This window comes from Marinactinospora rubrisoli (assembly GCF_042664915.1).
Lineage (GTDB): Bacteria > Actinomycetota > Actinomycetes > Streptosporangiales > Streptosporangiaceae > Marinitenerispora > Marinitenerispora rubrisoli.
Window position 1 is genome coordinate 383,749 of sequence record NZ_JBHTBH010000007.1, and the last position, 11,825, is coordinate 395,573.

Below are 11,825 nucleotides of genomic sequence, written 5' to 3' on the forward strand. Positions count from 1 at the left end.
TCGCGGCTGAGGCCCCGGAAGCGGCGGGGAGACGGCGAAACCGGCACGACCGTCAAAACGGACACCGAAACCCGGCCGCGTCGCTGCCCCGGGGCGGGGACTCCCGGTGGCGTGCCGCGCGTCCCGGCCCTCGTCGGCCGCGGGCCGGTCCGGCGGCCACGCCTCAGCCGGTCTTGAGGAACGCGATGCCGCCCCGGGACGGGTCGGCGTCGAACGTGCAGCCGCCGATCCGCTCGCCCGGCGCCATCGTCTCGATCGCGCCCACGCTCGCCCAGCCGCAGGTCCACTCGCCGTTCACCGTCGCGAAACCGCCGCTGCCGCCGCCACCCGGTGGGGACACCGCGTCGCCGTTGAAGTAGGCGTTCACGATGCCGACCGCCTCGTCGCACGGCAGCTCCCGGGCCTGGGAGTCGACCTCGACGACCCGGCCGTCCGGGGTCGTCGCCGTGCCGCAATCGCCGGCCGGGGCCGCGCCGAGGCCGGGGGCGTCGATCTCGATCGGGCCGAACCCCAGGTAGTCCACCACGTGCTCGGTGTCCGATCCCGTGTACTCCAGCCGCAGCGGGAAGCCCTCCTCGGTGAGCCACAGCTCGAAGGGAGCCTGCGTCTCGCCCTCTTCGCCACTGCCCGGGTCCACCACCTCGGTGAGCGCGAAGGTACCGGAGTAGCGGGTGGCGGCCACTCCGTCCTGCCGCGCCGCGCCGTGTGCGGTCACGTCGCCGGACTCCGCGATCGCCCGCAGGCCGGCGAGCGCCGCCTCGGGGGTGTGGTCGTCCGGGTCGACGGGCACGCCGCCGACCTGCCCGGGGTTGCGCTGCCACGCGCTCTGCAGGAACTCGTCGCGGTACATCACGTCGTCGCCGACGCGGACGTAGTGGTCGCCGAACTCGTCGCCGGTCACGAGGGTTTCGAACGTCGGCTCGGCCGCGGTCGCGTCGTAGCGGTACCGCCAGGTCACTTCGGTCAACGCGATGTAGTCCGCCGCCGCGATTCCGGGCGGCGCCTGCGCGGTGGCGGCTTCGGCGGTGAGCCGGGCGACCTCGGTGATCTCGAAGCCGTCGGCGGCGAGCGCCAGGTCCACCGCGTGCGCCACCGTCTCCTGGGGGGACGTCGGGCCGGGGGACGGCTCCGTGCCGTTGCCGTCCCGGGCGGCCAGCGCTCCCGCGGCGAAGTAACCGCCGGTGGCCACGGCCCCGGCCGTCACCACGGCGGCGGCCGCGATGGCGAGCCCCTTCGCGAGACCGCCGCCGGCCAGCCCGCCTCCGGCCGCCGCGGCTCCGGTCGTGCCGATCCCCGCGGACCCGGCCGCGGTCGTGGCCCCGGTGGCCGCCGCTCCGCCGAGCGCTCCGGCTCCCGACTGCGCGGCGACCGCGCCGACGGCCGCGGCGGCGGCGACCCATCGCGCCGGCCGGTGCCAGCTGACGTCGATTCCGGTCCACCGGTGCGCGAGCAGGTCTCGGAGCCGTTGCCCAGGGTCCGTCCGCGGATCCGTGGCCGCGTCGGCCCCGGCCGCCGTCTCCGGTTCGGCCAACTCCAGGACCGCGTGGAAGGCGGCCTCGGCGGTCGGCCGCTCGGCGGGGTCCTTGGCCAGTGCGCGGGTGACGAGCGGGAGCAGTCCGGCGGGCACGCCGTCGAGGTCGGGAGTCTCCTCCCGGGTGCGCCGCAGCGGTTCCGCACCGGTTCCGGAACCGAACGGGGCGCGCCCGGTCGCGGCGAACGCCACCATCCCGCCCCACGCGAACATGTCGGCGGACGGCCTGCCCGGCGCACCGGCCAGCCGCTCCGGGCTGATCCAGCCCGGGGACCCGAAGACCTCGTCCTGCGGGACGGCCGAGGCGGGGTGCGCGATGCCGAAGTCGAGCACCTTGGGGCCGTCCGGGCTGAGGATCACGTTGGCCGGCTTGAGGTCACAGTGGACCACGCCCGCCGCGTGCACGGCCTGCAGCGCCTCGGCGGTACCGGCGGCGAACGCCAGCAGCATGGCGCCCGTCAGCGGCCCGTTCTCCTGGACGTGCCGGCGCAGGGTCGGGCCCGGCACGAAGTCGGTGGCCAGCCACGGCTGCTCGGCCTCGGTGTCGCAGGCGTGCACGGCCGCGGTGCACAGCCCGCCGACGCGCCGCATCAGCTCCGCCTCCTCGGCGAACCGGGCCCGGAAGCGGGGGTCGGCGGCGAAACGGCGGTGGATCACCTTGACCGCGATGCACCGGTCGCCGGCGTCCAGCGCGCCGAACACCGTGCCCATGCCGCCCTCGCCGAGCCGGCCCACCACCCGATAGGGACCGATCCTGGCGGGGTCGCCGTCCCGCAGTGGTCGCAGCTCGGGCGGTAAATCGCCGGACCGGTCCAGGCTGCCGGATTCCGCTGTCATGTCACATCCGTTCCGCTCGCGGCCCGTGCCGCTGCGTCCGGCGGCGGACGTCAGGGCGCGGGGAGGGCGTACCGCACGCGCCGAGCATCGGGCTCGGGGGCGCACGCCGAATATCGCCTGTGACGTATAGCACGGCGAGCGAGGAGCGCGAACTCGGGGGCGGTGCGAACCTTCGGGCGGGGACCGGCCCGGACGCACCCGGCGTACGGGGCCGGACGGCCGGTCGGCCGGTCGGCTCGGGTACGGCGGCACCGCGGAAGTGTGGAGCGTCAGCCGGCCGGTCGGGCACCGTCCCCGGCACCCGGCTCGACCGGCAGCCCGGCCGCCGCCCACGCCCGGAAGCCGCCCACCAGGTCGGTGGCCCGCGTCAGCCCCAGCTCCCGGAGGCCGGCCGCCGCGAGGCTGGAGGCGTACCCCTCGTTGCAGAACACGATGATCTGCCGGTCGGGGGCGTCCGCCTCGGGGATACGGTCCGGGCTGGTCGGATCGAGCCGCCACTCCAGCACGTTGCGCTCGATCACCACCGCGCCCGGGATGGCGCCCTCGGCGACGCGGTAGCTCTCCGGCCGGGTGTCCACCAGCAGCGCCCCGCGCGCGACGGCGGCGTGCGCCTCGGCGGGGGTGAGCCGGTCCAGGCCGCGGCGCCGCCGCTCCAGCAGGTCCTCGATGGCGCTCACCGGTCCACCGCCTCGCCCGGTGCGTCCGTACGCCGCGGTCCCGTGGGCACCTCCGTGAGCGTCGGCACATCCGGCTCGGGGTCGTGCGTCAGCACGCTGTGCGTCCGCCGCAGCGCGCCCGCCTCGTCCACCCGGTAGTACGACATGGCGGTCAGCGGCGGCGAGTAGGCGTGCACGCTCACCGCCGGGGTGGCGGAGGTGTTGACGACGTCGTGCACGTATCCCACCGGGAAGGCCACCCCGCGTCCGGCTTCCAGCCTGCGGTCCCGCAGCCCGGCGCCCTCGGGGGTGACCCGCCACACCCGTTCGGTCAGCGCACCGTCGACGACGGTGAGCGCGCCGAGGGACCCGGCGTGGTCGTGCAGCGTGGTCGACTGGTCCCGCGTCCAGGTGATCAGCCAGACGTCGGCGTAGGTGTCACTGCGCAGCCGCACCGACCAGCGGTGCTCGGCGTCGAAGTGGATCTCGTGCAGTCCGGCGCGCACCTCCCGCGCCGTCTCCCTGGTCAGCTCGACCAGCTCGTCCAGGGTGAGCGGCGTCGGCCCGTAGGAGCGCGCGGGTGATTCGGTGATGGTCATGTCATCTCGATCTTCGGTCGGTGGTGAGTGCTGACGACGGGGCCGGGCGGGCGTGCCGACAGTTCTCGTCGAAGACCTCTCCTCGATGCCATGCCGTCGCGATCACAGCGGTGACGTGCATGGGAACAAGTTAACCACAATTCCTACTAGAAAGATCGAATAGGCGCGCGGTTCCGTGGCCGGCGCCCGTCCGGAAATCCGGCCCCGGATCGCTCCTTCGGGCCCGCGCCCGGACCCTCCTACGGCTGCCGCCGGTCGCGGGCCCGCGTCAGCGCGCGCGCCACGCCGACGAGCCCCAGACCGACGGCCAGAACCGGCAGCACCCACATCGCGTCGAAGCGCCACCCCGTCGTCCCCTGGACTACGAAGCCGACGCCGAGCAGGATGAACAGCAGCCCCGCGATCAGCGACCCCCAGTCGGTCCTACGCCGAGACATGCCGCACCTCCACTTCACCGCCGTGGGACGTCAGCGTGAGCACCAGCACGGGCGGATCCCCGGCCGGCCCCGGTCGCGGAGACGCCGTGACGCCACCCGCCCGGCCGCCCTCCGGCGGCACCGCCTCCAGGATCTCGTGCACCGCCACCCGGACGCCGGAGCGACGCACCGTGCCGACCTCGACCTCGCCCACGCCCGCCCATCCGTTCACGCTCACCCGCGCGGTCGCCGGAGCCAGCACCCGCAGCTCTCCGAGGCCCACGTTCGCACGTACCGACACTTCGTCGCCCTGCCGCAGCGGCAGCTCCGTGAGGTCAAGCTCCGCCGAGCCCACCGGCAGGTGGTACGGCCGCGCGGCCTCCGCCGCCGAAGTCGGCCGCCACGATGCCGCCCCGAGACGCAGCGCCGAAACGTCCACCGACACGATCACCACCAGCGCGAGCACCACCAGCGTGCCGACGGCGATCAGCCCGCCGACTCGGCCGGCCCAGGCGCCTACGACCAGCAGGGCCCCGATGAGCAGCAACGTCCCGCCCAGGTACACCGCTCCACTCCGCGGGGCCAGCAGCGCCGCCCAGGCGTCTCCGCCCTCCAGCGCGAGCAGCGTCACCAGGCCCGCCGCCGCTGCCCACAGCACCACCACCAGCAGCGGGAAGCCCCGGCGACGGCCGGACCGTTTCCGGGAGTTCCGGTTCCGCCCGCCGGCATCCGATCCCGGCGCCGGCGGGCCACCGGGCCCCGGCTCCTCACCGTCCCCCTCATCGGTGCCGCGCCCGTCGGCCTCCCGATCCGCGCCGGTGCCGGGCGCGCGCGCCACGACGGCGAGGTCGATCGGCCCGCTCGGCGCGGTAGCCCACGGCTGCGCCGGGTTGTAGTACGTGGGCGAGGGCGGCGGCGCGGGGGCGGTGGGCGCCGGCTCCCTGGAGCGCAGCCATGCCGGCAGGTCGCGCAGCGCCGATCGCAGGTCCACCCCGCGGTTGTGCGCGGCCAGCAGGCCGAGGATCAGCGGGGTCGCCAGTACCAGCGTCCCCCAGCTGAACCCGCCGACCAGGCTGAGCGCGGTGGCCGCCGCCAGGCCGACGCCCAGCACGGCCAGCACCGCCTTCGCCACCAGCCGGCGGTTCAGCAATTGCTCGATCATCGCCGGACCGCCCCCGGCGTCTCGCATCATGATCCAGGCCGCGATGTACAGCCACAGGCCGGTACCCCCGGCCAGGGCCGTCGTCGTGAACCCCACTCGCCAGAGGATCGGGTCGGTGCCCGTGTAGGTGCCGAGGCCGGCGCACACCCCCGTGAGCACGCCGTCCGCGTCGTCCCGGCGCAACTCCCGCTCCACGCCCCGGTCCGACGCACTCCCGGCAGCGGGCCGCGGTGTTCCCTGCCGCGCCCCGCCACCCGGGTTGTCGTCCTGCTGCATGTCATCCATCGTCGCCGCCACCCGCCGCGCTTCCCATCCGGGACGACCCTGAGCCCACCCTGATCCATCCGGCCCGCGAGCGCGGGACCTGCCCGGCGGTACCCCTGATGCCGGCACCTCCGATAGCAGGCATCCTGGACAGCAGCGGACGAATACGAGGAGAGGCGTTGACGGAGACGGCGAGCCAGAACAGCGGGCCACCGCGGCTCTACCGCGGCCGCCACGACCGGCTGGTCGCCGGAGTCGGCTCCGGCCTGGCCCGCCACCTGGGCATCGACCCCGTGGTCACCCGGCTGGCGCTGCTCGCCCTGGGCATCGGCGGCATCGGGATCGCCGTCTACCTCATGATGGTCTTCCTCGTCCCGGTCGAACCCGAGACCGAGGACCGGCCCGCCCCCGACAGCGGAACCCGCATCCGCCGCCGGGGACGCGACATCAGCCAGCTCGTCGCCTACGTCGCGCTCGCCGCCGGGTTCGGCGTGCTCTTCCTCCTCTTCGGCGGCGTCTTCGACCCCCTGCTGTGGTTCCTCGTCTTCGCGACCATCGGCGCCGCCATCCTGTGGCAGCAGGCCAACCCGGCCGAACGCAGCCAGTGGGTCAGCGCCAGCGTCGTCCGCGAACGCAAGAGCCTGCTCCGCACCGGCGCCGGCGTCCTGCTGGTCGTCATCGGCGCCATCGGCTTCCTCGCGTTCCAGCAACAACTGCACGAGGCCCGCGCCGGGCTCACCTTCGCGTTCGCCATCCTCACCGGCATCGGGGTCATCGCGGCGCCCTGGATCATCGGGCTGGTCCGTGAACGCGACCGGGAGCGGCGCGAACGCATCCGCAACCAGGAGCGGGCCGAACTCGCCGCGCACATCCACGACTCGGTACTGCACACGCTCACCCTGATCCAGCGCCGCGCCGACGACCCGCGCGAGGTGCAGCGCCTCGCACGCGTCCAGGAACGCGCTCTCCGTAGCTGGCTGTACCAGCGGCCCGCCGACGCCGAGACCACCGTCACCCCCGCCCTCGAACGGGTCGCCGCCGAGGTCGAGGAGGCGCACGGCGTCCCCATCGAGGTCGTGTGCGTGGGCGACTGCCCCATCGACGACGGCATCCGCGCCGCGCTGCGCGCCGCCCGCGAGGCCATGGTCAACGCCTCCAAGTACGCCGGCGTCGACCAGGTCTCGGTGTTCGGCGAGGTCGAGCCGGACGAGGTCCTCATCTTCATCCGCGACCGCGGCGCCGGATTCGACCTCGACCAGATGCCGGAGGACCGCATGGGCGTGCGCGGCTCGATCATCGGGCGGATGGAACGGCACGGCGGCACCGCCCGCATCCGCACCGCCCCGGGTGAGGGCACCGAGGTCCAGCTGCGCATGCCGCGCGTCCCCGACCCGGCCGGCTGACCGGCGGGGCCGACACCGGACACCCGAAGCCGCCCGCCGGTCGGTAGAGTCCACAGGAGCCTCCCGTGGCGAGTGAACGGGGGATGGGGCTGCCGTGGCGAGTGAACGGGAATCTCCCGTCACAAGTGAACGGGGAAACTCCCGTGGCGAGTGAACAGGGAAGAACGTGGGAGAAGAGAACAGTTTTGCCAGCGGCGGCGCCGTCCCGCGTGTCGTCATCGTCGACGATCATCGGCTGTTCCGCAGCGGCGTGCGCGGGGAGCTCGGCGACGCCGTCGACGTCGTGGGCGAGGCCGGCGATGTCGACAGCGCGGTCCGCGTCATCAGTGAGCAGCGGCCCGACCTGGTGCTGCTCGACGTGCACCTGCCCGGCGGCGGCGGGGTGGAGGTGCTGCGCCGAGTCCTCGCCCGGCACCCCGAGATCCGGTTCCTCGCCCTTTCGGTGTCCGACGCCGCCGAGGACGTCATCGGTGTGGTGCGCGGTGGCGCGCGCGGCTACGTCACCAAGACGATCTCCGGTAAGGAACTCGCCAGCGCCATCGTGCGGGTCGCCGACGGCGACGCCGTGTTCTCGCCGCGGCTGGCCGGGTTCGTGCTCGACGCCTTCGCCGCCACGGACGCGCCGCCCATGGACCCCGAACTCGACCGGCTCACCCAGCGCGAACGCGAGGTCCTGCGGCTGATCGCCCGCGGCTACGCCTACAAGGAGGTCGCCAAGGAGCTGTTCATCTCGGTGAAGACGGTCGAGACCCACGTGTCGTCCGTGCTGCGCAAGCTCCAGTTGTCCAACCGCCACGAGCTGAGCCGCTGGGCCACCGCCCGCAAACTCGTCTGATCCGCCGCGCCGCGGCCGCCACACGGGCGGTACCGGGTCGCCGCCGTCGGCGGGTTCCTACCGGAGCGCGTTCAGCATGCGCTTGAGGAACTCCGCGGAGTTCACCTCGGTCGCCAGCGTGACCGCCGGCCGGCCGTCGGTCTCGTCCGCCGGCCACCCCCGCAGGTCGGCCACCGTGAGGCCACGGGTGTACTGGCCCCGCAGCTCCACCCGCACCGGAACGTCCACCGACGAGGTGACCAGCGCCGGGTCGACGAGGATGGCCGCCGCGAGCGGGTCGTGCATCGCGCAGGCACGCTCACCGAGGACGCGGCCGTACCACCCGGCGTAGAAGTCGAGGAACCGCGCGGAGACGGCGGCCCGCTCGCCGGGGACCGCGGCCAGCTCGTCCAGCCACACGGCGTCGGCCAGCGTCCGCATGGTCACGTCCAGCGCCACCAGGGTCAGGTCGAACCCGGCGCCGAGTACCGTCTCGGCGGCCTCCGGGTCGTTGTTGATGTTGGCCTCCGCCCATGGCGTGACGTTGCCCGGCGCCTGGACCGCGCCACCCATGACCACCAGGCGGCGCACCAGCCGCGGCAGCTCCGGCTCCAGGCTCAGCGCCACCGCCAGGTTCGTCAGCGGACCCAGCGCCAGCACGTCCAGCTCGCCGGGGGCCGAACGCGCCGAGCGCACCAGCAGCTCGGCGGCCGACTCGGCGACGGGGACGCCCTGCGGCTCCGGGGTGCTGACGTCGCCCAGGCCGTTGCCGCCGTGCACGCCCTTGGCGAGGTGCGGCGGCTGCACCAGCGGCCGGCCGGCGCCGGCCGCCACCGGAACGTCCTGCAGGCCGTACAGCTCCAGCAGCCGCAGCGCGTTGTTGGTGGTGACGTCGACCGCGTTGTTGCCGTACACCGTCCCCACCCCCACCAGCCGCACCTCGGGCTGCGCGGCCAGGTAGGCGAGCGCCAGCGCGTCGTCGATGCCCGGGTCGCAGTCAACGAAGACCTGCACGGTCCACCCCGTTCTAATTCGTTCTCTCCGCGTCGTGTTCCGGCCTGTAGGCCACCCCGAGCTTAGAGGGCACCTTTCGGCGATCAGCCGAGTGGTGCTGGAGGAGCCTCCCGTGGCGAGTGAACGGGGGGACGGGGCTCCCGTGGCGAGTGAACGGGGGGACGGGGCTCCCGTGGCGAGTGAACGGGGGGACGGGGCTCCCGTGGCGAGTGAACGGGGGACACCACGACCAGGGGCGGATCGCCGTAGTCTTGATGAGGTGTCCTCCCAACAGTCGCTACTCGACGGCCTGAACGAACCCCAGCGGAGCGCGGTGACGCACTCCGGCGGCCCGCTGCTGATCGTCGCCGGCGCGGGGTCCGGCAAGACCCGCGTGCTCACCCACCGCATCGCCTACCTGTTGGCGGAACGGGGCGTTCGCCCGGGTGAGGTGCTCGCGATCACCTTCACGAACAAGGCCGCGGCCGAGATGAAGGAGCGCATCGAGAACATCACCGGCGCCCGGGTCGCCAACGCCATGTGGGTGATGACCTTCCACTCGGCGTGCGTGCGGATCCTGCGCCGGGAGGGGAACCGGCTGGGCTACCCGAGCAGCTTCACCATCTACGACTCGGCCGACTCCCAGCGCCTCATGCAGCTCGTCTGCCGGGAACTGGACCTGGACCCCAAGCGCTACCCGCCCAAGTCGTTCTCCGCGCAGGTGTCCAACCTCAAGAACGAGCTGGTCGACTACGACACTTTCGCCGGTCAGGCGCAGAGCGACCAGGAGCGCAAGCTCGCCGAGGCCTACACGCTGTACCAGCGACGGCTGCACGAGGCCGGCGCCATGGACTTCGACGACCTCATCATGGTCACGGTCAACCTGCTGCACGCCTTCCCCGAGGTGGCCGAGCACTACCGGCGGCGATTCCGGCACGTTCTCGTCGACGAGTACCAGGACACCAACCACGCCCAGTACGAGCTGGTTCGCGCACTGGTCGGCGAGGGCGGCCCCGACGCGGTGGTCCCGCCGGCCGAACTGTGCGTGGTCGGCGACGCCGACCAGTCGATCTACGCGTTCCGCGGCGCGACGATCCGCAACATCCTGGAGTTCGAGCGCGACTATCCCGACGCGCGGACGATCCTGCTGGAGCAGAACTACCGGTCCAGTCAGAACATCCTCACCGCGGCGAACGCCGTCATCGCCCGCAACGCCGAGCGCCGGCCGAAGAACCTGTGGTCGGAGCAGGGCGACGGCCCGGCGATCGTCGGCTACGTCGCCGACAACGAGCACGACGAAGCGGCGTTCGTCGTGGGCGAGATCGACCAGCTCACCGACGACGGCGTCTGCGCTCCGGGCGAGGTCGCCGTCTTCTACCGGACGAACGCGCAGTCCCGCGTCTTCGAGGACGTGTTCATCCGGACCGGGCTGCCGTACAAGATCGTCGGCGGCGTGCGCTTCTATGAGCGCCGGGAGATCCGCGACATCCTCGCCTACCTCCGGGTGCTGGCCAACCCGGAGGACACGGTGAGTCTGCGCCGCATCCTCAACGTTCCCAAGCGCGGCATCGGCGACCGGGCCGAGGCCATGATCGAGCTCTTCGCCGCCCGTGAGCGCATCTCGTTCGCCCAGGCGTTGCGCCGGGCCGAGGACGCGCCGGGGATCGCGACGCGGTCGCTGAAGGCGATCCGTGAGTTCGTCGCGCTGCTGGACGAGCTGGCCGGGCTGGTCCCCGACAGCACCCCCGCCGAGATCGTCGAGGCGGTGCTCCAGCGCACCGGCTACCTCTCCGAGCTGGCCAACTCCAAGGACCTGCAGGACGAGAGCCGGATGGAGAACCTGGAGGAGTTCGTCCAGGTCGCCCGGGAGTTCGAGAACACCTTCACCGCCCCGCTTGCCGAGGATCAGGAGGAGGCCGGGCCGGAGGAGGAGGCCGGCGAGCCGACCCTGGTCGACTTCCTGGAACAGATCTCGCTGGTCGCCGACGCCGACCAGATCCCGGACGCCGACGAACACGGCGGGGTCGTCACCCTGATGACCCTGCACTCGGCCAAGGGGCTGGAGTTCCCCGTGGTCTTCCTCACCGGTCTGGAGGACGGCGTGTTCCCGCACGCCCGGACGCTGGGCGACCGCACCGCCCTGGAGGAGGAGCGGCGGCTCGCCTATGTGGGCATCACCCGCGCCCAGGAGCGGCTGTTCCTCACCCGCTCGGCCGTGCGCAGCGCTTGGGGGACGCCGGCGTACAACCCGGCATCCCGCTTCCTGGACGAGGTCCCCAAGGAACTCATCGACTGGCGGCGCGCAGAGTCGACCATCGCGGCCGTGTCCAGCCGTCCGCGGATGCCGTCGGTCCCGTCCAGGGGCAGGCCGCGGGATGTTCCGACGCTGAGCCCGGGTGACAAGGTCACCCATGACTCGTTCGGGATGGGCACGGTCCTGCTCGTGGACGGCGCCGGCGACCGGACCAAGGCACGGATCGACTTCGGCGCGGACATCGGCGAGAAGGACTTCCTGGTGAAGTTCGCACCGATCGAGAAGCTGTAACGGGCGAGCTCGCGGCTCCCGTGGCCAACGGCAGGGACACCGGCCACGGGAGCCGCTCACGGGTGGCGGCGGTTCTCGGCGCGGCGCGTTCGGAAGCCGGTGTCGCGCGGGATGTGCGGCCGCTCCGGTTCGTCAAGACCGTGAACCTCCGCTAGAGTCTTCGACGTCGCCGAGGAGCGCGGACCGGAGGGCCGGAAGGCCAGGTCAACGCGATCGGTGACGCTTTTCGGCCACGCGGTCCGGAGCAGTGCGCGGAGCGGGTAGGCTGAAAGAAACCGGGAAACGCACGCGACATCGTCGCGGACGTCCGGTGCACTCCACCCCGGCGCGTCGGTCAGAGCACCGACGGACAGGCGGTAGAGTGGAACCACTCCAGAGAGCGCCTCTGATCTTGACAGGGGGCATCTCGGGAGTAAGGTAGAAGGGTTGGCCCTAGTCCGGAAGCTCTGGTAGAGTGACGGACGGGAAAGACCTGAAAAACAAAGCGGATTCGCCGCCTCGATAGAAGAGCTGGTTCCGGGTTGTTCCGGTGGCTTGTATACGAGTGAAGCGGTTGTTTCTTGAGAACTCAACAGCGCGTGTTTGTTTTCTTTGTGCCAAAGTTT

Annotated in this window: 9 protein-coding genes; 3 read left to right on the top strand and 6 right to left on the bottom strand. The window is 72.7% G+C overall.

Annotation, left to right across the window (positions count from 1 at the left end; all coding sequences use genetic code 11):
• Nucleotides 1–163: 163 nt before the first annotated feature.
• The 5 genes from ACFQRF_RS17020 to ACFQRF_RS17040 form a co-directional block, all read right to left on the bottom strand.
• Complete coding sequence (locus ACFQRF_RS17020) at nt 164–2,368, bottom strand: serine/threonine-protein kinase (RefSeq protein WP_379872073.1); 2,205 nt, start codon at nt 2,366–2,368, stop codon at nt 164–166.
• A gap of 269 nt (nt 2,369–2,637) precedes the next feature.
• The gene (locus ACFQRF_RS17025; protein WP_379872074.1) at nt 2,638–3,045 is read right to left on the bottom strand and encodes a rhodanese-like domain-containing protein; all 408 of its coding nucleotides are present in this window, start codon (nt 3,043–3,045) and stop codon (nt 2,638–2,640) included.
• Nucleotides 3,042–3,623: a cysteine dioxygenase gene (locus tag ACFQRF_RS17030; RefSeq protein ID WP_379872075.1), complete on the bottom strand. Its 582-nt coding sequence runs from the start codon at nt 3,621–3,623 to the stop codon at nt 3,042–3,044. Before ACFQRF_RS17030 ends, ACFQRF_RS17025 begins: the two co-directional genes overlap by 4 nt.
• 239 nt (nt 3,624–3,862) lie before the next feature.
• Nucleotides 3,863–4,060: a hypothetical protein gene (locus ACFQRF_RS17035; protein ID WP_379872076.1), complete on the bottom strand. Its 198-nt coding sequence runs from the start codon at nt 4,058–4,060 to the stop codon at nt 3,863–3,865.
• Nucleotides 4,047–5,477 carry a PspC domain-containing protein gene (locus ACFQRF_RS17040; protein ID WP_379872077.1) on the bottom strand — a complete coding sequence of 477 codons (1,431 nt, stop codon included), beginning with the start codon at nt 5,475–5,477 and terminating at the stop codon, nt 4,047–4,049. The genes ACFQRF_RS17035 and ACFQRF_RS17040 overlap by 14 nt, the downstream gene beginning before the upstream one ends.
• A 167-nt stretch (nt 5,478–5,644) precedes the next feature.
• Between ACFQRF_RS17040 and ACFQRF_RS17045 the strand changes: the two genes are divergently transcribed.
• A complete protein-coding gene (locus tag ACFQRF_RS17045; protein ID WP_379872078.1) occupies nt 5,645–6,868 on the top strand; it encodes an ATP-binding protein in 1,224 nt (407 codons plus the stop codon).
• A 166-nt stretch (nt 6,869–7,034) separates the two neighbouring features.
• Nucleotides 7,035–7,703 carry a response regulator gene (locus ACFQRF_RS17050; protein ID WP_379872079.1) on the top strand — a complete coding sequence of 223 codons (669 nt, stop codon included), beginning with the start codon at nt 7,035–7,037 and terminating at the stop codon, nt 7,701–7,703.
• Nucleotides 7,704–7,760: 57 nt separating this feature from the next.
• Here the strand turns inward: ACFQRF_RS17050 and ACFQRF_RS17055 are convergent, their stop codons facing one another.
• A complete protein-coding gene (locus ACFQRF_RS17055; RefSeq protein WP_379872080.1) occupies nt 7,761–8,696 on the bottom strand; it encodes a nucleoside hydrolase in 936 nt (311 codons plus the stop codon).
• A 259-nt stretch (nt 8,697–8,955) separates the two neighbouring features.
• On the opposite strand from ACFQRF_RS17055, the gene pcrA reads away from it, so the two are divergent.
• Complete coding sequence (gene pcrA / locus ACFQRF_RS17060; protein ID WP_379872081.1) at nt 8,956–11,220, top strand: DNA helicase PcrA; 2,265 nt, start codon at nt 8,956–8,958, stop codon at nt 11,218–11,220.
• Nucleotides 11,221–11,825: the final 605 nt, after the last annotated feature.

Bases quoted from the DNA above. Each gene is read 5' to 3' on its own strand.
- ACFQRF_RS17020 (WP_379872073.1), bottom strand. From the start codon at position 2,368: ATGACAGCGGAATCCGGCAGCCTGGACCGGTCCGGCGATTTACCGCCC.
- ACFQRF_RS17030 (WP_379872075.1), bottom strand. From the start codon at position 3,623: ATGACCATCACCGAATCACCCGCGCGCTCCTACGGGCCGACGCCGCTC.
- ACFQRF_RS17040 (WP_379872077.1), bottom strand. From the start codon at position 5,477: ATGCAGCAGGACGACAACCCGGGTGGCGGGGCGCGGCAGGGAACACCG.
- ACFQRF_RS17035 (WP_379872076.1), bottom strand. From the start codon at position 4,060: ATGTCTCGGCGTAGGACCGACTGGGGGTCGCTGATCGCGGGGCTGCTG.